The organism is Allobosea sp. CCNWLY174 (assembly GCF_037120455.1).
GTDB lineage: Bacteria > Pseudomonadota > Alphaproteobacteria > Rhizobiales > Beijerinckiaceae > Allobosea > Allobosea lupini.
Window position 1 is genome coordinate 1 of record NZ_JBBBBQ010000008.1, and the last position, 20,510, is coordinate 20,510.

Consider the following 20,510-nt stretch of genomic DNA (forward strand, 5'->3'; position numbering starts at 1 on the left):
ACAAATATACTCCCGATGGGCGCATGCCGGCGTGAGCTGGAACAAGCCGACAAGAATGCGGCCCTTTTGAAGCTTGCACAGTTTGCCAAGAGGGGGTGTCATTATTCGGAGCGAGCCTGATGGACCACGATCCTCCGCCGCCTAAAAAGGCCGGTATCGCTGCGCTATTGGCGGTCGCCACGCTCGGCGCCATGATCCTGGCGATATTCGTCGGCTTCAACCTCTATCACGCTGACACGCAGCGCGAGCGGCAGTCAGGCCATGTCGATCAGCGAGACTTGCCGAAGAGTCCTACGGATCTACAGGTAGCGCCACCGTCAGTAGGTTGGAGCGCCAGTCGTCGGGAGGTAAAATGCCGGAAGCGGTCAGCTCTAACGATTGCAAGCGATTGGTCAGCGAAGCTCGTGTTGCCGGCCGGCTGGAGGTGATCTGAGCCCTTAGAACTGGACCGCTTTGAGCTAGAGTTTTCCGCGTCGTTTCCCTTGGAATGGGAGGAGCGGAAGACGATGACGGATTCGAAGTTCTCGGACACCCAGAAGGCGTTCATCCTGAAGCATGGCGCGGACGGCATTCCGGTGGCGGAGATCTGCCGGCGGGCTGGAATCAGCCAGGCGACCTATTTCAATTGGAAGAAGAAGTACGAGGGGTTGCTGCCGGCCGAGATGCGGCGGCTGAAGCAGCTCGCGGACGAGAACGCGAAGGTGCGCAAGCTCGTTGCCGACCTCGCGCTGGACCGTGAGATGCTGCAGGACGTCATCCGCCGAAAGCTCTAAGGCCTGGTCGCAAGCGCGCGCTTGTCGGTGCGATGTGTGGCGAGTGGCAAGTGTCGATCCGGCGGGCCTGTGCGGTCCTGGAGTTCGACACATCGAGCTACCACTACAAATCGTGCCGGCCGGACCAGGCCCGAAAGTCTCACCGAATCGGAAATTCGCTGCCGCGATGCGCCTTCGACACGTCTTCATATCCTAGCGCGCTTAGTCGATTCTCACAATGGATTCGCTCCGCGCAAGTCCGGTAATACTTTGAAATAACTACGCTTTTGGAGAGTTCGTGCGGGACTTTAGTTTTTTGAGCCTAGGGCTCTCAATGCGAGCCACCCCCCTCGTCATAGCCCGCTTAAGGACTGCGCGCGAAAACCACTGCTCAAACGGCAAAATCAAACAGAACCTACGCCGTTAGGCGCAGGCATTTTCTCAAAGATTGGGCTTTTGTAGGTGATTTTGTGAGTCGAATGCGGGGGGCATCAAAATTTATGAGCAAGATCAAAAATTTACATGAAAATATGGCGGACAGGGCGGGATTCGAACCCGCGATACGGTTTCCCGTATACACACTTTCCAGGCGTGCGCCTTCAACCACTCGGCCACCTGTCCGGCGCGCTGCTTATGGCGTCCACGCGCGCGACTTTCAAGGCCTAAAGCCGCAGGCCGCACAGGGTTGCGTGCAATTGTCCTTTGCCGTTGCATGATCGCGGGCGAGGAGACACATGCAGATGCGCCGGTGCGGCCGATCGAGGCTCTCGCGGCGCCGGCTGTGGCGGGAATGGGGGAAGGCTTGCGGGTTCTCGTCAGGATGCTGGGCTACCTTCTCGTCGCCGGCGGCTTCGTCGCGCTGCTCACCGATGGCGCGCGCTCGATCGCCAATTCGGCCCTGCGCTTCACGCCGCTCGGCGAGACCGCGCTGACGTTTCTCGGCGAGCGCTTCCGTCAGCTGCAGCCCGCGGTCGAGCGCAATCTCCATCCCATGCTCTGGGACCCGGTGCTGGTCCATCTGCTGCAGGTGCCGACCGCAGCGGCCGGATTGCTGCTCGGCTTCCTCCTGCTCTGGCTCGGTGCGGCGCCCAAATCCGTGATCGGCATCGTCACGCGACGGTGAGCATCCTGATGAGCCGTGTCGCCGTGGGCCCGTCCTCGTGCGGCAGTCGATCGTTCGCATCGAACGTGCGATGGGGCTTGTAAGTTCCCCATATGTTCTTGCAACCCTGGCGCGCTTCCGCTAGCGTCACTGCGCGGAGCTGGGGTGGGCTTGGAATGGTGACGCGGGTCGCGACGGTAGCGTTCGAAGGCATCGAGGCGCGCGCCGTCGATGTGCAGGTCCAGGTCACGCCGGGTGGCGTCGCCTTCATCCTCGTGGGCCTGCCGGACAAGGCGGTCGGCGAGAGCAAGGAGCGCGTCCGTGCCGCGCTGATCGCGTCGGGGCTGGCGCTGCCGGCCAAGCGCATCACGGTCAACCTCGCCCCGGCCGACCTGCCGAAGGAAGGCAGCCATTACGATCTGCCGATCGCGCTGGGGGTCATGGCGGCGATCGGCGCGATCCCGGCTGACGCGCTCGCCGGCTACACCGTACTTGGCGAACTCGCCCTCGACGGCTCGATCACCCCGGTTGCCGGGGTGCTGCCGGCCGCGATCGCAGCCTATGGCCGAGGGCAGGGGCTGATCTGCCCCGCCGCCAGCGGGCCGGAAGCGGCCTGGGCGGCCCGCGATCTGGATATCCTCGCGCCGCGTTCGCTGATCCAGCTCGCCAACCATTTCAAGGGCACGCAGGTGATGGCGCGGCCGCAGCCCGCCGTCGCCCGCCAGGGCGGGCCGCTGCCCGACCTGCGCGACATCAAAGGCCAGGAGAGCGCCAAGCGCGTCCTCGAGATCGCAGCCGCCGGCGGCCACAATCTCCTGATGAACGGGCCGCCCGGCGCCGGCAAGTCGATGCTGGCGAGCCGCCTGCCCTCGATCCTGCCGCCGCTCGATCCGCGCGAGTTGCTGGAGGTCTCGATGGTGCTTTCGGTCGCCGGCCATCTCGCCGATGGCGAGTTGACGGACCGGCGCCCCTTCCGCGCCCCGCATCATTCGGCCTCGATGGCCGCGCTCGTCGGTGGAGGCCAGCAGGCCCGGCCCGGCGAAATCTCGCTCGCCCATCACGGCGTGCTCTTCCTCGACGAATTACCGGAGTTCCAGGCGCACGCGCTCGATGCGCTGCGCCAGCCGATGGAGACCGGCGAGGTGCTGATCTCGCGTGCCAACCACCGCACCGTATACCCCGCGAATTTCCAGCTGATCGCCGCGATGAATCCCTGCCGCTGCGGCAAGGCGACCGAGCCCGGCTATGCCTGCCACACCCGGCCCAATGAGCGATGCATGGCGAGTTATCAGGCGAAGATTTCTGGCCCGATGCTCGACCGGATCGACATCACCATCGAGGTGCCGGCGCTGACGGCGGCCGACCTCATCCTGCCGGCTGCGTCCGAAGGTTCGGCCGAGGTCGCGGGCCGCGTGTCGGCCGCCCGGGCCCGCCAGTCGGTTCGCTACGCTGCGCTGGGGCTGGCGGGCGGTACGACCAATGCCCGCTGTCCGGCCGCGCTGCTGGACGAGGTGGCACGACCGGATGCGGCCGGGCTCGCGCTGCTGCGCAGCGCCGCCGATGCGATGCGGCTTACGGCGCGCGGCTACCACCGCGTGCTCAGGGTCGCGCGGACGCTCGCCGATCTCGACGGGGATAGCGGGGTCGGGCGCATCCATCTCGCCGAGGCGCTGTCCTATCGCTCGCGCATCGACCAGGCGGCACAGGCCGCCTGATCAGGGATTGCCGCCTGATGAAAGGTTAATGAAGCCGTTCAAACCAACCGGGCATCCTCGCGGATAGGGCGAACCCTTTCTCAAGAGGGGCCGTGATAGATGGTCGGGCATGATCGAGCTGCCGTCTCTCCTCATTCTGTTGACCGGCGCCGCCATTGCCTTGGCGATCGCCTGTGCCATCGTGGCGATCAGGCTGCTGCGGGAGCGCCGCCAGGTGACCCGGCAGGCGAGGGCGCTGACGGCCGATGTCGAGAAGCTGAGCGACCGGCTCTGGGTGCTTGCCGACAGCGAGGAACGCTATCGCAGCCTGATCGAGGCACAAGGCGATCTGATCGTGCGCCGCAGCGAGGGCCGGATCATCTACGCCAACGCCGCCTATGCGGCGCTGATCGGCAAGAGCGAAACCGAGGCCGTCGGCAGCGTCGAACAGCCGCGCGTGCGCAGCGCTCGGCCGGCGCAGATGCTGCCGGGCGGAGCCCGCGTCGTCGACGAATGCATCGAGACGCAAGAAGGCGAACGCTGGCTCTCCTGGGTCGAGACGGTCGTCCCGGTCGCAGCCGGCCAGACCGTGCTGCAGCGGGTCGGCCGCGAGATCAGCGGGCGCATCGCAGCTGAAACGGCGCTTGAGGAAGCGCGCAGCCGGGCCGAGGAGGCGAGCGCCGCCAAGTCGCGCTTCCTGGCGACCGTGAGCCATGAATTCCGCACTCCGCTCAACGGCATCCTCGGGATGGCCGACCTGCTCGGCGACACCAGGCTCGACCCGGAACAGGCGACCTATGTCAAGGCGCTCAGAAGCTCGGGCGAGGCGCTGCTCGGGCTCGTCGACGACATCCTCGACTTCGCCAAGGTCGAGGCCGGAAAGCTCGAACTTGCCGATGCGCCGTTCGATCCAGCCGCGCTGATCGAGGACGTCACCGAGCTGATGGCGCCGCGCGCCCAGGCCAAGGGCATCGAGATCTCCACTTTGCTCGGGCCCGCCCTGTCGGGACAACTCGTCGGCGACGCGGAGCGCCTGCGCCAGATTCTGCTCAATCTCGTCGGCAATGCCGTGAAGTTCACGCAAGCGGGCGGCGTCGGCATCGAGGCGGATGCCGTCGCCGGTCAGTTCGTCGTCGCCATCGCCGATACGGGGCCGGGGATTCCGGCCGAGCGCCTCGCCACGATCTTCGAGGAGTTCGAGCAGGGCGGCATGACCGGCCATCGCGACCAGGCCGGTACCGGTCTCGGCCTCGCCATCGCCCGCCGGCTCGCCCGCGCCATGGGCGGTGAGATCGAAGCCGGGAATCGCGCGGAGGGCGGCGCATTGTTCCGGCTGGTTCTGCCGTTACGAGCCGGCACAGCCCAAATCGCGTCTCCGGCCTCCCCGAACTGGCAGGGTCGGCGCATCCTGGTCGCATCCTCGGCGCCGTTCAGCGCGGCCCATATCGCCGCCTGCCTCGAACGGACGGGCGCGCAGGTTCTGCGGGCCGGCGATCATGCTCGGGCCCTCGCGGCGCTTGCCGGCGATTCGGCCCTGTCCGCGGTGCTGATCGATCGCAATCTTCCGGGCGGCGAGGTCGAGGCGGTGGCGGCCGCGGCGCGACGCGCCGGCGTAGCCGATATCGTGATCATCTTGGCGCCGGCCGAGCGCCGCAGCTTCGGCTCCCCCTATGCCGCCGGCTTCAGCGGCTTCCTCGTCAAGCCGGTTCGGGCGCGCTCGCTGCAGGCGCGGCTCGACCCGGTCGAGCGGCTGCAGCACGCAGTCGCGACGGCGCCGGCCGGCGACGCGTCGGCGGAGCAGCCTGTCGCCGGCTTGCGGGTCCTCGTCGCCGAGGACAACGAGATCAACGCGCTTCTGTTGACTCGCACGTTGGAGCGGCTCGGCTGCATTGCGGTCTGGGCGCGTGATGGCGGCGAGGCTGTCCGCCTGGCCGAAGAGGCCCGCGCCGGCCGGTCGCCAGGGTTCGATCTCGCCTTGCTCGATGTCCGCATGCCGGTGCTGGACGGGCTCGCCGTCGCCCGGAACATCCGTGCGGCCGAGAAGGCGCAGGGCCTCGCCCGGCTGCCGATCGTCGCCGTCAGCGCCAACACGGCGGAGGATGACAGGCGTGAGGCGCTCGCCGCCGGCATGGATGATTGTCTGGCTAAGCCCCTGTCACGCGATCAGCTGCGTGGCTGGATCGAGCGGCTTTCGCAGCTGCGAACGGGCGAGATGCTGTCGGCCTGAGCCTCGGTTTGCTCTCCGGGCGGTTGGCTTCGTCATCACAGTGACGTAGTTTTGTCGCGATCCCGTAAGACGGTCGGCGCAGAGCTGTCATGCGCCGATCCGAGATCGCAGGGGCCAGACCGTCTATGACGCACGACGTTTTTCAGGGTGCCCGTCAGCCGGCAAAGCAGAAGCTGGCCGGCCAGGCCCTGTTGCAGCGTTTCTCCCCCTCGAGCCTGCTGGCTGCCGGCAAGCAGCTCGGCGGCTTCGCCTTCCCCGGCGCTGACGCTCTGTCCGGCACGCTCGGCCGCTCCGGCGCGCTCGAGGTCCGGTTGGCGCGTGGCCCGCGCGAGATCTGGCGGGCCCAGCGCCTGCGCTACCGTGTGTTCTATCAGGAGATGTCGGCCAAGCCCGATGTCGTCTCGCGCATGTTCCGCCGCGACGCCGATCGATTCGACGCCGTCTGCGATCATCTCCTCGTCATCGACCATGCCGCGCGTGGTCGCTTCGGCGGGATCAGGCCCAAGGTCGTCGGCACCTACCGGCTGATGCGCGAGCAGGCCGTGGCCAGGCTCGGCGGTTTCTACACCCAGTCCGAATTCGACATCGCGCCGCTGCTGGCGCGCCATCCCGAGATGCGCTTCCTGGAGCTCGGCCGCTCCTGCGTGCTGAAGCCCTATCGCACCAAGAAGACGGTCGAGCTGCTCTGGCATGGCATCTGGGCCTATTGCCGGCATCACCGCATCGACGCGATGTTCGGCTGCGCCAGCCTGGACGGCACCGACCCCGACATGCTGGCGCTGCCGCTGAGCTTCATCCACCATCACGCCACCGCCCAGGGCGACTGGCGCGTCGTGGCCCAGCCCGATCGGCATGTGGCGATGGATCGCCTCCCGGCCGGCATGATCGACGCCAAGCTCGCGCTGAAATGCTTGCCGCCGCTGGTGAAGGGCTATCTGCGCCTCGGTGCCCGCTTCGGCGCGGGTGCTGTAGTCGACAAGCAATTCGGCACCACCGACGTGCTGGTCATCCTGCCGGTTTCTGCGATCGACCGGCGCTATATCGAGTATCTCGACGGCGACGCCGGGCGCTACGCCGCCTGAGCGCGATCACTCGCCGGATGCGGCGAGGTCGCGCAGCGCCTGCCGGAACTCCGGATAGCGGAAGGCATAGCCGAGTTCGCGCTTCACCAGCGCGTTCGAGACGCGCTTGTTCTCGCCGTAGAAACTCGCGGCCATCGGCGACAGCTTCGCGGGGTCGAACGGAGTTTCCGGCGGCGGAGCGAGCCCGGCGACCTCGGCAGCGAAGCTGACGACATCCTGCGGCGGTGCCGGCTCGTCATCGGTGACGTTGTAGATCGCTCCGGCGCGCGGCGCCTCGATCGAGGCCATCAGTATGCCGGCAATGTCGTCGACATGGATGCGGTTGAAGACCTGACCGGGCTTGACCAGGCGGTTGGCGGTGCCGGCCCGCAATTTGGTGATCGGGCTGCGGCCCGGGCCGTAAATGCCAGACAGGCGGAAAATCTGCACCGGCTTGCCGCTGCGCTCGCCGAAGGTGAGCCAGTCCTGCTCGATCTCCAGCCGCTGGCGTGAGCGCCGGCTGGTGGGTCGGCATTCGGCCGTCTCGTCGATCCAGGCGCCGCCATGGTCGCCATAGACCCCGATGGTCGAGAGATAGCCGATCCAGCGCAGCTTCTCGGCCGCGGCCAGCTTGTCGGCGAGCGCGCCGAGCACCGGATCGCCGCTCTCGTCAGGCTGGGCCGAGACCAGCACCGCGTCTGCATCCGCAACGAGCTTTGCCAGGGGTGTCGAGACCGCAAAACCGCCGAAGACCAGAGTGTGCAGGCCTTTCCTGCTGAGTTCGCCGGCCTTTTCGGCCGAGCGCACCGTTCCGGTGACCTCCCAGCCCTTCGCCAAGGCGGCGCGCGCGAAGAACCCGGCGGAATAGCCGAGGCCGAAGATGACGAGCTTCATGCGGGTTCCAGTTGGTTCGGAAAAGGCTGAGCCCATTCGGTCCTGACCTTGGGGTCGGTTTCCCGCGCGAGGCGGGCCGGCGCGAGTTCCGCGGCGCGGCTGGGCACGAGCTGCCAAAGCGCCCAGGCCGCCATCGCCCTCACCAAAGACGAGGGATCGTCGAGCAGGGCTTCGGCATTTGCGGCCAGTGCCGGATCGCCGCTGTTGCCGATCGCAATCAGGACATTGCGGATGAACCGGTCGCGGCCGGTGCGCTTGACCGGCGTGCCGGCGAAGAGCGCGCGGAAGGCGGCGTCATCGAGCCCGGCGAGATCGGCCAGCGGCAACGCGTCGAGCTCGCCCTTGAGCGCCAGGCGCGTCTCATGCGAGGCGTCCGCGAACTTGTTCCAGGGGCAGACGGCGAGGCAGTCGTCGCAGCCGAAGACGCGGTTGCCGATGCCTTCACGGAATTCTGCGTCGATATGGCCCTGATGCTCGATGGTGAGATAGGCGATGCACCGGCGCGAATCGAGCTGATAGGGCGCCGGGAAGGCCTTGGTCGGGCAGATGTCGAGGCAGCGCGTGCAGGAGCCGCAACGGTCGCGCTCCGGCTCGTCCGGAGGCAAGTCCGCGCTCGTGTAGATCGCGCCCAGGAAGAGCCAGGCGCCGTGCTGGCGCGAGACCAGCACCGTCTGCTTGCCCTGCCAGCCGAGGCCCGCTGCCTGGGCCAGCGGCTTTTCCATCACTGGGGCGGTGTCGACGAAGACCTTGACCTCGGCGTCGCCTCGCGCCGCCAGCACGCCGGCGATGCTCTTCAGCTTGCCCTTGATCACATCGTGATAGTCGCGCCGGCGGGCGTAGAGCGAGATGGCGCCGCGGTCGCGCTGCGCCAGGACGGCGAGCGGGTCGCCTTCGCCCGCATAGCTCATGCCGAGCATGACGATCGAACGCGCCGCCGGCCACAGGGTCGCCGGATCGGCGCGCTCCGCCGTGCGCTCGGTCAGCCAGGTCATGTCGCCGTGATGGCCGGCCTCCAGCCAGCCGGCGAGGCGGGCGGGCGCTTCGGGAATGGCGTCGACCGAGGCGACGCGCAGCACCGAGAACCCCTCGGCCTTGGCGCGCGCGGCGATCGCAGCCTTGAGCTTGTCGGGGCTCAGAAGTCCAGGTCGTCGTAATGGGCGGAGGGGGCCATGCCGGGAATCCGGTCGCTCAGCAGCGGCCGGAAGCTCGGTCTGGACTTGATCCTCGCATACCATGCGCGGGCGGCCTCATCCTCGTCCCAGGGCACGTCGCCGAGATAGTCGACGCAGGAGAGATGCGCCGCCGCGGCAAGATCGGCATAGCTCAGAATGTCGCCGGCGAGCCAGTTCCGTTTCGCCGTCAGCCAGGCGATGTAGCGCAGATGATAGCGCACATTGCCGCGCGCCGCGCGGATCGCGCTCATTTCCGGCGGGCCGCCGCCCTCGTCCCGGCTCATGAAGCGCTTCATCACCTTCTCCAGCACTAGCGGAGCGGTGATTTCCTCGTTGAACTTGATGTTGAACCAGTCGAGCAGCCGGCGCACCTCGATCCGCCCGCCCGGGCCTTCCGGCAGCAGGCGCCGTTCGGCCAGCGCGAGCCCGCGGGTCTCGTCGAGATATTCGGCGATCGGTCCGGGGCCGGGCACGACGAGCCCGCTATCCTCGCGCAGCACCGGCGTCGTCCCGGCGGGATTGAGCTCGAGGAACTCGCGCCGCCGTTCCCAGACGCGCTCTTCGACCAACGTGGCGTCGAGGCCGAACTCGCCCAGTGCGAGCCGGATGAAGCGCGAATGCGGGCAAAGCGCATAATGGTGAAGCGTGGCCATCGATTGCTGGAACTGAGGACGGTTCGGGTGAGGTAGGCCGGCGCTGATGCAGCGCAATAGAGCGCCCCCGTATAGGCCTGCCGGCTAAGCCTAACAACCCGGGACGGGGTGAAGTGGCGGATTGCGCAGAAATCCTTCCCGGTCTGGTAACCAATTTGCAAAGACCCTGCGCCATAGCTTTAACGCGTTCGGCTCAGCTTTGTTGCGCCGCACCAGCAAGGCTCGGAAGGACCCTCCCATGCATGACCTTCTTGTCGCCGCCGTGCTCGGCGTGGTCGAGGGGCTGACCGAATTCCTGCCGGTGTCCTCGACCGGCCACCTGCTGCTGCTCGGGCATTTTCTAGGCTTCGAATCCAAGGGCAAATCCTTCGAGATCCTGGTCCAGCTCGGCGCGATCCTGGCGATCCTGCTGGTCTATTTCCGCCGCCTGCTCGATATCGCCCTGCGCTTGCGCACCGATCCGTCTGCGCGTCGCTTCGTCATCGGCGTGCTCATCGCCTTCCTGCCGGCTGCGGTGATCGGCGCGCTGGCGCACGGCTTCATCAAGGGCGTGCTGTTCAACCCCTTCCTGGTCTGCTGCACGCTGATCGCCGGCGGCCTCGTCCTCCTCGTCGTCGACGAGCTGGAGCTCGAGGTGAAACATCACGACGCCACCAATTTCCCGCTGCCGATGTATCTCAAGATCGGCTTCATCCAGTGTCTTGCGATGGTGCCCGGTGTCTCTCGCTCCGGATCGACCATCGTTGGCGCGATGCTGCTCGGCGCCGACAAGCGGGCCGCGGCCGAGTTCTCCTTCTTCCTGGCGATGCCGACGATGGCCGGCGCCTTCGCCTATGACCTGCTGAAGAACTACAAGGAGCTGACGACCAACGATCTCACGTTGATCACGATCGGCTTCGTCACCGCCTTCATCTCGGCGCTGATTGTCGTCCGCAGCTTCCTCGATTTCGTCTCGAAGCGCGGCTTCACGCCCTTCGCCTGGTGGCGGATCATCGTCGGCTCGGCCGGCCTCGCCGGGCTCTGGGTCTTCGGCTGAGCTCAGCCTGAAGCGGGTAAGGGCCCGCGCCAGGTTCCGAGCAGCATCTCCAGGAAGCGTTCCGCCGCTGGCGCCAGCTTGACCCCGCGGCGCCGGACCACACCGATCGTGCGCGAAACTTCCGGGTCGCGGATCGGCCGCGTCACGATGATCGGGTGGTTCTCGCCCGGCGTCGCCAGCTTCGGCAGCACGGATATGCCGAGGCCCGCCTCGACCAGCCCGAGCGAGGTCGACAGATGCGTCACCTCGAACGACCAGTCGAGCCTGACGCCGACCTTGACCAGCGCCGCATCGAGGATGGCACGGTTGCCGCTGCTGCGGCTGACGGTGACCAGCGGATGGCCTTCGAGATCGGCCCAGCCCAGGGATGATTTCTGCGCCAGCGCATGGTCGTGCCGGCAGGCGAGCACGAAGGGATCGTCGATCAACGGCTCGAAACTGAGCTCGCCATCGGAGCCGCCGATCAGGTTGATGCCGAACTCGACCTCGCCGCGCGCCACCGCTTCCAAGCCGTCATTGGCCGAGAGGTCGAGGATTCGGAAGCGGATGTTCGGGTACTGCGCCTGGAAGCGCGCGATCACCGAGGGCAGGAAGTAGAAGGCGGCCGTGGGTACGCAGGCGAGCGCGATCAGTCCGGCGCGGCGGCTGCCGAGATCCCGCATCGCGAAGATCGAGCTGTCGAACTCGTCGAGCATGCGCCGGACCAGCGGCAGCATCTCGCGCCCGACCATAGTCAGCGCGACCCGGCGCGTCGTCCGCTCCAGCAGCGCCGCCCCGACCGCGCTTTCAAGGCGCTGGATGCGCCGGCTCAGCGCCGGCTGTGACATGTTGAGCGCCTCGGCGGCGCGGTGGAAGCCGCCGAGCTCGACGACCGAGATGAAGGCGCGCAGATCGAGGGCTTCGAAATTGATGCTCATGACGTATCAATAACGCCGATCTCTGCATTTCACAGCAGTTATCTGATTTGAGAAGAGAGGGCATCGCCAATCGCCGGGTGACGCCCTTGTCCGCTCCCTTCCAGCTCCCGCATCCTCAGGCCCTGCGCATCCCCTGCGTGCTGATGCGCGGCGGCACCTCGCGCGGCCCGTTCTTCCTGGAACGCGACCTGCCGAGCGATCCGGCGGCGCGCGATCGCGTCCTGCTCGCCGCGATGGGCTCGCCGCATATGCTGCAGCTCGACGGGCTCGGTGGCGGCAATTCGCTGACCAGCAAGGTTGCGATCGTCAGCCGTTCCAGCCGGCCCGATGCCGATGTCGACTATCTCTTCGCCCAGGTCGCGGTCGAGCGCGCTCATGTCGATTTGAGCCCGAACTGCGGCAACATGCTCTCCGCCGTCGGCCCCTTCGCGATCGAGGCCGGCCTGGTGCCGGCCGCCGACGGCGAAACCATCGTGCGCATTCACAACCGCAACACCGGCGCGCTGATCGAGGCAGCCGTGCAGACGCCTGGCGGTGTCGTCGCCTATGACGGAGCGACCGCGATCGACGGCGTCGCCGGCACGGCCGCCCCGATCAAGCTCGGCTTCCTCGAAGCCGTCGGCTCGAAAACCGGCGCATTGCTGCCGACCGGCTGCGCTCGCGAGGAGATCGACGGCGTCCCGGTGACGCTGGTCGACTATGCCACGCCGATGCTGCTGCTGCGGGCAAGCGATCTCGGCCTTGCCGGCGATGAGACGCCGGCCGAGCTCGATGCGAATGCCGCCCTGCTGGCGCGCCTGGAGGGGCTGCGCCGCGAGGCCGGCCGCCGCATGGGTCTCGGGGATGTCGCCGGGCGCGTCATTCCAAAGGTCGGGGTGCTTTCGCCGGCGCGTCGCGGCGGCAGCCTGACCTCACGCTATTTCACGCCGGATCGCTGCCACCGCAGCCATGCCGTCACCGGAGCGCTCTGCGTCGCCGCGGCAAGCCGTATCGCCGGCAGCGTCGCCGCCGAGATGCTGTCCCCCGGGATCGGCTCGCTGGTCGCGGTCGAGCATCCGAGCGGCGCCATCCAGGTCGACCTTGCGCTCGATGCCGCCGGTCAGGTGGCCCGCGCCAGCCTGGTCCGCACGGCGCGCCGCATCTTCGAAGGAAACGTCATCGTCCCCGCCAGTGCGATCCTCGCGCTTGCAGAGAGGGCGGAAACGGGAGGAGAACTGACCCATGACGATCACGCGCCGCCATCTCTGCAGCCTGATCACGGCCGCTCTGGCCAGCACCTGCCTGCCTGATTTCGCCCGCGCCCAGGCTGCCTTCCCGGACAAGCCGATGAAGCTCCTGGTGCCTTACGCCGCCGGCGGCGGCACGGACGCGATCGCGCGTCTCGTCGCGCAGGGCGTCGGCGAGCGGCTCGGCCAGTCGCTGGTGGTCGAGAACAACGGCTCGGCCGGTGGCAATCTCGCGACAGCGCAGGCGGCTGCGGCTTCGCCGGACGGCTATACCGTGCTGATGGCCAATCAGGGCCCGATGGTGGTCAACCCGCATCTCTTCAAGAACGTCCGGGTCGATCCGCTGACTGCATTCGACCCGCTGACGCTGATCTCGGCGGCGCCGCTCGTCGTGGTCGTCGCGCCGAATTCGCCACACAAGACGCTGGCCGAGCTCGTCGGCCAGGGCCAGAAGAACCCGGGCAAGCTGACCTATGGCTCGGCCGGTAACGGCTCGGCCAGCCATCTGGCGACGATCCTGCTGGCGCAGACCGCGCAGTTCGAGGCGGTGCATGTGCCTTATCGCGGCGCCGGCCCGGCGCTGACCGATCTGCTCGCCGGCAACAGCGACTTCATGATCACCACCGTGCCGTCCGTGCTCGGCCTGATCGAAGGCGGCAAGGTCAGGGCGCTGGCGGTGACCGGCAAGGCGCGCGCCAAGCTTTTCCCCGAGGTTCCCTCGGTCGCCGAGAGCGGCTGGCCGGACTACGAGGCAACGGCCTGGTACGGCTTTGTCGTGCCCAAGGGCACGCCCAAGGACGTCGCGGCCAAGCTGCGCCAGGCGACGGTCGAGACCATCAACAGCCCGATCATCCGCGAGCGTCTACAGAACGAGGGTGCCGAGCCGATCGGCAACAAGCCGGAGGAGTTCGCAGCGATGATGGAAGCGGAGTCGCGGCGCTGGGCCGGCATCATCAAGCAGGCCCGCCTCGCCATCAACTGAGGCTCAGGCGATCCGCTTGTCGGCGGAATCGCAGAGATCGGCGACGACGCAGCTCTCGCAGGCCGGCCGCAGAGCCTTGCAGGTGTAGCGTCCGTGCAGGATCAGCCAGTGATGCGCGTGCCGGCCGAACTCGGCCGGCACCGCCTTTTCCAGGCCGAGTTCGACCTGCAGCACATTCTTGCCGGGCGCGATGCGCAGGCGGTTCGCGACGCGGAAGACATGGGTGTCGACGGCGTGGGTGATCTCGCCAAAAGCGATGTTGAGCACCACGTTCGCGGTCTTGCGGCCGACGCCGGGCAGGCTCTCCAGCGCCTCGCGCGCGATCGGCACCTCGCTGCCGAACTCCAAGATCAGCTTTTCCGAGAGTGCGATGACGTTCTTCGCCTTGTTGCGGTAGAGCCCGATCGTCTTGATCAGCTCGCGCACCTGGTCTTCGCCGAGGGCTAGCATCTTTTCAGGCGTGTCAGCGAGCTCGAACAGCCGCTTCGTCGCCTTGTTGACGCCGGCATCGGTCGCCTGTGCCGAGAGCACCACGGCGACCAGCAACGTGAAGGCGTTGACGTAGTCGAGCTCGCCCTTCGGCTCGGGCCTTTGCTGCCGGAAGCGGCTGAAGATCTCGTAGACCTCGGCAGCGCTGCGCGGCTTCGGATTCGTGATCCGCTTCGGTGGAGGGCTGCGGCGTTTCGCACTGTTCGGCACGGGCATCGCGGCGTTATAGTTGGCACATGACCTTGGGCAAGCCCGAATCCGACCTTGCAGTCGAAGCGGCCGAAAAGCCGGTCTTCGACGCGACGATCACGCCGCATCGCTCGCTCGGCCAGAACGGATTCCGGACCGTGATGACGCTGGTCTGCCTGACCAGCGTCGCGGCCTCCATTCCTTTCATGGTGCTCGGTGCCTGGCCGGTCGCAGGCTTCTTCGGCCTCGACGTCCTCGCGCTGTTCATCGCCTTCAAGGTCAACTTCAATGCGGCCCGCGCCTTCGAGCGCATCGTCGTGACGCCGCTCGAGGTGCTGTTGCGCAAGGTCTCGCATCACGGCCGCGAGAGGATCTGGCGCTCCAATCCGGCCTGGACCAAGCTCGAGCGCGCGGACGATGAGGATTACGGCCTGCTCGAGCTTTCGCTGGTCGCGCGAGGGCAGCGCACCGTGGTCGCTTCCGCACTTTCGCCGCAGGAGCGCGAAGGCTTCGCACAGGCGCTCGGAGCGGCGCTCGCCAAGGCCAAGCGCGGCCCGGATTTCGAACCCGCCCGAGCATGACCGCAACGATCATCCCGCTGATCGCATGGGCGGCGATCATCGTCGTCGTCATCGCGGCGGTGCGGGCCAATCGCGCTCGGCGCGGCCCCCTGCCTGCTGAGACCGGTGGCGAGGAAGCTGTCCGTGCTTATGCACTGATCCTGCGCGACAAGCTCGATCGCGCCCTGTTCGGCCCGGTGCTGGCAGGGCAGGTCTGGGATCGCATGATGGTTCGCCCGGTCGGCGAGGGGCTGATTCACGAATTCCACCGCGATTACTGCGGTCACGGCCTGATCCGCACGCGAGACGGCGCCAAGCTCTGCGACATCCTGGACGGTCATCGTCCCGGCGAGGCCATTGCCGAATGGCGTTCGCGCGAGTCCTTCGTCGCCTTCTTCGCCGAGCAGTCGGACTATAGTTGCAGCGGCTGGGACGAGGCTTCGCCGGTTTTCTTCACCGACGACGAATGGCATCGCAACAACCAGCGCCTGACGCGGGAGAAGCTGCAGCGCTTCGCTTGAGGGAGGCCTCAGGTTGTCCGTTGCGCCAGCCAGACCGTATGGCCGCCGCAGTTCGGGTCCTCGATGATATGCTCGACGACGGCAAAACCGGTCGCATCGAGCAGCGCGCGATACTCGGACGGATCGAGGCTGCCATGGTAGAGCGGTTCGCCCTCGAAGCTGCCGATCGCCTCGCCATGGCCGGGCCCGCTGGTGAAGAGCAGCGCAGCTCCATCCGCCGCATGCGCACGGAAGAGCGGGAACATTCGCCGTTGATCGTCGGGCTTCAGATGGAAGAAGCTGTCCCAGGCGATGAGCCCGTCGAAGCGCCGGCCAAGTGCGAGCTCGCGCATATCGCCGACCTGCCAGTCCTGCTGCGGGAAGCGTTTCCGGCAGAGCGCGATCAGCGGCGCCGCCGAATCGATGCCGGTGACCGCACAGCCCCGTTCGATCAGATGCCTGGCGATCGGCTCGCCCATGCCGCAGCCGATGTCGAGGACCGAAGGAGTCGCCGGCAGCCGTGACAGGAAGCGGTCGAGCCAGTGCGCCTCCATCAGCTTCCGGCCGCGTTGCTGGTCATAGGCAGCGGCGTGGCGCAGGTAGAGCGAGACGACGGCGTCGGCGGAATCGGTCATCTTTGGATGTCTACGCGGCCTTTGAGGCGAAGACGAGCTTGTCAGCTTTCGGGTGGGAGACGCATGCTGACAGCATTAGCGTCGCGAGCATGAGATTTGAGATCGCGAGGACAGAAAGATGAACGCCCATTCCAGTTTCAGGACGGCGATGAAACCGATAGTCGTCTCCAATGCCGTGCTCGCCCGCGCCACCGAAGCCATCCCCTCGGAAGCCGATTTTCCGGCGGTTGTGCCCGGCTCGGATTACGACACCGTGCGCCGCATCCTGGCCTACATCACCAATAACTGGCGCCAGCAGCCGACGATCGAGGCGATCGCCGACGCGGCCGGTGCGACCCCGACCGACGTGCATCACCTGTTCCGGCGCTGGTGCGGGCTGACGCCGAAGGCGTTCCTGCAGGCGATCACGCTCGACAACGCCAAGGGTCTGCTGGCCGCCTCCGCCAGCATCCTCGACACCAGCTTCGAGGTCGGACTCTCCGGTCCCGGCCGCCTGCACGACCTCTTCGTCACCCATGAGGCGATGTCGCCGGGCGAGTGGAAGACCGGCGGCGAGGGATTGCGCATGTCCTATGGCTTCCACCAGTCGCCCTTCGGCGAAGCGCTGGTCGTGGTGACCGAGCGCGGGCTCGCCGGTCTCGGCTGGGTCTCGAACAGCCTCGACGGCGGCAAGGTGATCGGCGGCCGGGCCGAGGCGCTGGCCGACATGATGCGGCGCTGGCCGCATGCGGACTACCACTTCGATCCGCAGAGCACGGCGCCCTATGCGACGCGCATCTTCGAGCCGGGCAGCTGGTCGCCGCAGACGCCGCTGCGCGTCGTGCTGATCGGCACCGATTTCGAGGTCCGTGTCTGGGAGACGCTGCTGCGCATCCCGGTCGGCTGCGCCACCACCTATGGCGACGTCGCCGGCCATATCGGCAAGCCTTCGGCGGCTCGCGCGGTCGGTGCGGCGGTGGGCAAGAACCCGATCTCCTTCGTCGTCCCCTGCCACCGCGTCATCGGCAAGTCCGGCGCGCTCACCGGCTACCATTGGGGGCTGACGCGCAAGCGCGCCATCCTCGGCTGGGAGGCCGGGCAGGTCGCAGGCGGCGAGGCCGCCTGAGTCCAGAACTTACTGGATGGTCGGAGCGGGCGCTGCCGCAGGCGGGGGCGTCCGCCTTGCCGTGGCCGGGCGCGGCTTCGACGTCTCGGGCTTCGGCTCGGGCAGGCCGAGGCGGGCGCGGATCGAGGCGGCGCGCGCCTCGGTGATGCGGGCGCCGCAGAAGCCGTGCGAGCCCTCGCGCTGGAAGTCGCGGCAGATCTGCTCGCGCTCCGACGAGAACCCTGCCTGCTCGCGGGCGATCGTGCGCTGCTCGGTCAGGTTGGCCTTGGCCGAGAGCGCTCGGTAGCCTTCCCGAACGGCGGTCTCCGCCTTGCTGCGCTCGGCTTCGGTCTCCTTGGCGCGGGCCGGCAGGGTGCGCACGTCCGGCCCCCAGACGCCGCGGGGATCGATGCGGCAGGCGGCGGCCTCGATCACGCAGGGCTGCTCCGGCTCGATCACGAGGAAGGCGCCTTCGAGCACGTCGAAGACGATCGGGCAGGCCGCGGCTTCCAGCTTGTAGCGCGGCAACCCGGCCGGCTTGCCGAGCGAGGTCACCGGCACGGGCGTATCGCCGAAGGAGATGGCGCAGGGTTCGACGAGGTTGCTGGACTGGAAGCCTTCGGCGCGCAGCTTCAGGCCATAGCCGCTGCCGGTCTTCTCCAGCGTTGCTTCGCCGAAGCCGCCATTGCGTCGCAAGCTCTTGCCGAGAAGCGAGTCTTCTCCCGGGATCTTGATGGCCGGCATGGTGCGCGGGCGCGGCGCCGACGACTGGCCGCCGACGGAGGCCGGCGCCGATTGCTGGGCGCCGGGCTGGTTGAAAGGCTGCGCACCGGGAAGCTGCATCGGCTGAGCCAGGGCTGCGCCTGCAAGGCCGAGCCAGGCCAGGGCTGCACCGGCAGCGAGGCGATGGGCAGTCGGGCGGCGGAGCGTCGTCACGGCTGTTTCCTGGTGGCGAAGGTCCATTCTGAATGGAATGGCTACGCCTGTTGCGCAAGAGCATGCGCGCAACACTTACCCGGAATGGTCAGCCCTGCGAATTCTGTGAGGGATACTGCACAAAGCCGATTCTTAATCCGGCTCCGCGCCTTGCAAGCAGGCCGTCACCCTCCCTATATACGCCGCGAAGCGGTGGTTTTTACGGGCCATCGGGGCCGGATTGCGCCAGGCGCCAGCACTCGCATGCGAACGCTGCAACGCAGGGCCGGTCGATCTTTGTTGTAACCGGCGGGTGAGGCCGGGCCGGGGCTTGAAGTCCCGTTCCGTCGCTTCAGCCGCCAGACGTGGGTATCCCGGGTTCGTTCGCCGCGGAAGGTGGGGGCGATCCGGGGCCATGGGCCGGGGAGCGGCGTCTTACGCGCGCTCTTCCGGCGATCTGCTAAATCGAAAGGGATCCCATCCATGGGTAAAGTCATCGGTATCGACCTCGGAACCACCAACTCCTGCGTTGCAGTGATGGAAGGGTCGACGCCCAAGGTCATCGAGAATTCCGAGGGCGCCCGCACCACGCCTTCGATCGTCGCCATCACGGATGACGGCGAGCGTCTGGTCGGCCAGCCGGCCAAGCGCCAGGCGGTCACCAATCCGGAGCGGACCTTCTTCGCCATCAAGCGCCTGATCGGGCGCACTTTCGACGATCCGATGACCAAGAAGGACATCGATCTCGTTCCCTACAAGATCAAGAAGGCCCCGTCGGGTGACGCCTGGGTCGAGGCCGACGGCAAGGATTACTCGCCCTCGCAGATCTCCGCCTTCACGCTGACCAAGATGAAGGAGACCGCGGAGGCCTATCTCGGCCAGCCGGTGACGCAGGCCGTCATCACCGTTCCCGCCTATTTCAACGACGCCCAGCGTCAGGCCACCAAGGATGCCGGCCGTATCGCCGGCCTCGAGGTGCTGCGCATCATCAACGAGCCGACCGCGGCCGCGCTCGCCTATGGCCTCGACAAGAAGTCGGCCGGCACCATCGCGGTCTATGACCTCGGCGGCGGCACGTTCGACGTCTCGGTCCTCGAGATCGGCGACGGCGTGTTCGAGGTGAAGTCGACCAATGGCGACACCTTCCTCGGCGGCGAGGACTTCGACATGCGCCTGGTCGAATACCTGGCGGACGAGTTCAAGCGCGAGCAGGGCATTGACCTGAAGAAGGACAAGCTCGCCCTGCAGCGCCTGAAGGAGGCGGCCGAGAAGGCGAAGATCGAGCTCTCCACGACCGCGCAGACCGAGATCAACCTGCCCTACATCACGGCGGATGCCTCGGGTCCGAAGCACCTCGCCATCAAGCTCTCGCGCGCCAAGTTCGAGAGCCTGGTCGACGATCTGATCCAGCGCACCATCGAGCCCTGCCGCAAGGCGCTCAAGGATGCCGGCCTGTCCGCGGGCCAGATCGACGAGGTCGTCCTGGTCGGCGGCATGACCCGCATGCCGAAGGTCCAGGAGGTCGTGAAGCAGTTCTTCGGCAAGGAGCCGCACAAGGGCGTCAACCCCGACGAGGTCGTCGCCATCGGCGCCGCGATCCAGGCCGGCGTCCTGCAGGGCGACGTCAAGGACGTCCTGCTGCTTGACGTGACCCCGCTCTCGCTCGGCATCGAGACGCTGGGCGGCGTGTTCACGCGCCTGATCGACCGCAACACTACGATCCCGACCAAGAAGAGCCAGGTCTTCTCCACCGCCGAGGACAACCAGGGCGCGGTGACGATCCGGGTCTTCCAGGGCGAGCGCGAGATGGCGGCCGACAACAAGATGCTCGGCCAGTTCGACCTGATGGGCATCCCGCCGGCCCCGCGCGGCATGCCGCAGATCGAGGTGACCTTCGACATCGACGCCAACGGCATCGTCTCGGTGACGGCGAAGGACAAGGCCACCAACAAGGAGCAGCAGATCCGCATCCAGGCGTCCGGCGGCCTCTCCGAGGCCGAGATCCAGAAGATGGTCAAGGATGCCGAGGCCAACGCCGCCGATGACAAGAAGCGTCGCGAGGTGGTCGAAGCCAAGAACCAGGGCGAGAGCCTCGTGCACTCGACCGAGAAGTCGCTGAAGGACTATGGCGACAAGGTTTCGGCGGCCGACAAGGGCGCGATCGAGACGGCGCTCGAAGCCCTCAGGACTGCGCTGACCGGTGAGGATGTCGAGGCGATCCAGGCCCGCACCAACGAGTTGATGCAGGCGTCGATGAAGCTCGGCGAGGCGATGTATGCCGCCAGCCAGGCCGAAGCGAACGCTCCCGAGGGCGCCGCTGCCGAGGAGCCGAAGAAGGACGACGTCATCGACGCCGACTTCAAGGACGTCAGCGACGACAAGGGCGACAAGAAGAAGAGCGCCTGATCGCGCTACTTGGTCA

At 67.2% G+C, this 20,510-nt stretch carries 18 protein-coding genes, 1 tRNA gene and 1 pseudogene; 12 read left to right on the forward strand and 8 right to left on the reverse strand.

Annotation, left to right across the window (positions count from 1 at the left end; translation table 11 throughout):
- Positions 1-506: 506 nt before the first annotated feature.
- Positions 507-922 (forward strand): annotated as a pseudogene (locus V7S63_RS20790) (transposase); the annotation flags it as partial.
- A 361-nt stretch (positions 923-1,283) separates the two neighbouring features.
- On the opposite strand, the gene V7S63_RS20795 reads toward V7S63_RS20790, so the two are convergent.
- Positions 1,284-1,373, reverse strand: a tRNA-Ser gene (locus V7S63_RS20795).
- A 199-nt stretch (positions 1,374-1,572) separates the two neighbouring features.
- Here V7S63_RS20795 and V7S63_RS20800 point away from each other — a divergent pair.
- The 4 genes from V7S63_RS20800 to olsB all read left to right on the forward strand — a co-directional run bounded on the left by V7S63_RS20800 (position 1,573) and on the right by olsB (position 6,857).
- The gene (locus V7S63_RS20800; RefSeq protein ID WP_100963244.1) at positions 1,573-1,875 is read left to right on the forward strand and encodes a hypothetical protein; all 303 of its coding nucleotides are present in this window, start codon (positions 1,573-1,575) and stop codon (positions 1,873-1,875) included.
- A 155-nt stretch (positions 1,876-2,030) separates the two neighbouring features.
- On the forward strand, positions 2,031-3,569 hold the full coding sequence (locus V7S63_RS20805; RefSeq protein ID WP_336531616.1) for a YifB family Mg chelatase-like AAA ATPase: 1,539 nt from the start codon (positions 2,031-2,033) through the stop codon (positions 3,567-3,569).
- Positions 3,570-3,678: 109 nt separating this feature from the next.
- Positions 3,679-5,775: a response regulator gene (locus V7S63_RS20810; protein ID WP_336531617.1), complete on the forward strand. Its 2,097-nt coding sequence runs from the start codon at positions 3,679-3,681 to the stop codon at positions 5,773-5,775.
- A 125-nt stretch (positions 5,776-5,900) separates the two neighbouring features.
- The gene (gene olsB, locus V7S63_RS20815; protein WP_336531618.1) at positions 5,901-6,857 is read left to right on the forward strand and encodes a l-ornithine N(alpha)-acyltransferase; all 957 of its coding nucleotides are present in this window, start codon (positions 5,901-5,903) and stop codon (positions 6,855-6,857) included.
- 6 nt (positions 6,858-6,863) lie between these two features.
- Here olsB and V7S63_RS20820 read toward each other — a convergent pair whose 3' ends face one another.
- The 3 genes from V7S63_RS20820 to V7S63_RS20830 are packed head-to-tail and all read right to left on the reverse strand — an operon-like array spanning position 6,864 to position 9,555.
- Complete coding sequence (locus V7S63_RS20820; RefSeq protein ID WP_336531619.1) at positions 6,864-7,730, reverse strand: SDR family oxidoreductase; 867 nt, start codon at positions 7,728-7,730, stop codon at positions 6,864-6,866.
- A complete protein-coding gene (queG, locus tag V7S63_RS20825; RefSeq protein WP_442896491.1) occupies positions 7,727-8,965 on the reverse strand; it encodes a tRNA epoxyqueuosine(34) reductase QueG in 1,239 nt (412 codons plus the stop codon). Before queG ends, V7S63_RS20820 begins: the two co-directional genes overlap by 4 nt.
- The gene (locus V7S63_RS20830) at positions 8,863-9,555 is read right to left on the reverse strand and encodes a glutathione S-transferase family protein (RefSeq protein WP_336531620.1); all 693 of its coding nucleotides are present in this window, start codon (positions 9,553-9,555) and stop codon (positions 8,863-8,865) included. The genes queG and V7S63_RS20830 overlap by 103 nt, the downstream gene beginning before the upstream one ends.
- A 238-nt stretch (positions 9,556-9,793) precedes the next feature.
- On the opposite strand from V7S63_RS20830, the gene V7S63_RS20835 reads away from it, so the two are divergent.
- On the forward strand, positions 9,794-10,591 hold the full coding sequence (locus V7S63_RS20835) for an undecaprenyl-diphosphate phosphatase (RefSeq protein WP_100963255.1): 798 nt from the start codon (positions 9,794-9,796) through the stop codon (positions 10,589-10,591).
- A gap of 2 nt (positions 10,592-10,593) precedes the next feature.
- On the opposite strand, the gene V7S63_RS20840 is transcribed toward V7S63_RS20835, so the two are convergent.
- Positions 10,594-11,508: a LysR family transcriptional regulator gene (locus V7S63_RS20840; RefSeq protein WP_100963257.1), complete on the reverse strand. Its 915-nt coding sequence runs from the start codon at positions 11,506-11,508 to the stop codon at positions 10,594-10,596.
- Positions 11,509-11,594: 86 nt separating this feature from the next.
- Between V7S63_RS20840 and V7S63_RS20845 the strand changes: the two genes are divergently transcribed.
- Together V7S63_RS20845 and V7S63_RS20850 are read left to right on the forward strand one after the other, a co-directional pair.
- Complete coding sequence (locus tag V7S63_RS20845; protein WP_336531621.1) at positions 11,595-12,797, forward strand: 4-oxalomesaconate tautomerase; 1,203 nt, start codon at positions 11,595-11,597, stop codon at positions 12,795-12,797.
- Positions 12,730-13,716: a Bug family tripartite tricarboxylate transporter substrate binding protein gene (locus V7S63_RS20850; protein ID WP_100963259.1), complete on the forward strand. Its 987-nt coding sequence runs from the start codon at positions 12,730-12,732 to the stop codon at positions 13,714-13,716. Before V7S63_RS20845 ends, V7S63_RS20850 begins: the two co-directional genes overlap by 68 nt.
- A 3-nt stretch (positions 13,717-13,719) precedes the next feature.
- On the opposite strand, the gene nth is transcribed toward V7S63_RS20850, so the two are convergent.
- A complete protein-coding gene (gene nth, locus V7S63_RS20855; protein ID WP_091833426.1) occupies positions 13,720-14,421 on the reverse strand; it encodes an endonuclease III in 702 nt (233 codons plus the stop codon).
- A gap of 20 nt (positions 14,422-14,441) precedes the next feature.
- Between nth and V7S63_RS20860 the strand changes: the two genes are divergently transcribed.
- The gene (locus V7S63_RS20860) at positions 14,442-14,975 is read left to right on the forward strand and encodes a DUF2244 domain-containing protein (protein WP_091833429.1); all 534 of its coding nucleotides are present in this window, start codon (positions 14,442-14,444) and stop codon (positions 14,973-14,975) included.
- Entirely contained in the window at positions 14,972-15,475 is a 504-nt protein-coding gene (locus tag V7S63_RS20865; RefSeq protein ID WP_336531623.1) for a hypothetical protein, read from the forward strand. The genes V7S63_RS20860 and V7S63_RS20865 overlap by 4 nt, the downstream gene beginning before the upstream one ends.
- A gap of 8 nt (positions 15,476-15,483) precedes the next feature.
- Here the strand turns inward: V7S63_RS20865 and V7S63_RS20870 are convergent, their stop codons facing one another.
- Positions 15,484-16,089 (reverse strand): class I SAM-dependent DNA methyltransferase, encoded by a 606-nt coding sequence (locus V7S63_RS20870; RefSeq protein WP_336531624.1) that lies wholly within the window; start codon positions 16,087-16,089, stop codon positions 15,484-15,486.
- A gap of 118 nt (positions 16,090-16,207) precedes the next feature.
- Here V7S63_RS20870 and V7S63_RS20875 point away from each other — a divergent pair, with 118 nt between their 5' ends.
- A complete protein-coding gene (locus tag V7S63_RS20875) occupies positions 16,208-17,194 on the forward strand; it encodes a methylated-DNA--[protein]-cysteine S-methyltransferase (protein ID WP_336531625.1) in 987 nt (328 codons plus the stop codon).
- A gap of 9 nt (positions 17,195-17,203) precedes the next feature.
- Here the strand turns inward: V7S63_RS20875 and V7S63_RS20880 are convergent, their stop codons facing one another.
- Positions 17,204-18,109, reverse strand: a complete 906-nt coding sequence (locus V7S63_RS20880; protein ID WP_091833438.1) for a hypothetical protein — start codon at positions 18,107-18,109, stop codon at positions 17,204-17,206.
- Positions 18,110-18,571: 462 nt separating this feature from the next.
- Here V7S63_RS20880 and dnaK point away from each other — a divergent pair, with 462 nt between their 5' ends.
- Complete coding sequence (dnaK, locus tag V7S63_RS20885; RefSeq protein WP_091833442.1) at positions 18,572-20,494, forward strand: molecular chaperone DnaK; 1,923 nt, start codon at positions 18,572-18,574, stop codon at positions 20,492-20,494.
- The last annotated feature ends 16 nt before the right edge of the window (positions 20,495-20,510 follow it).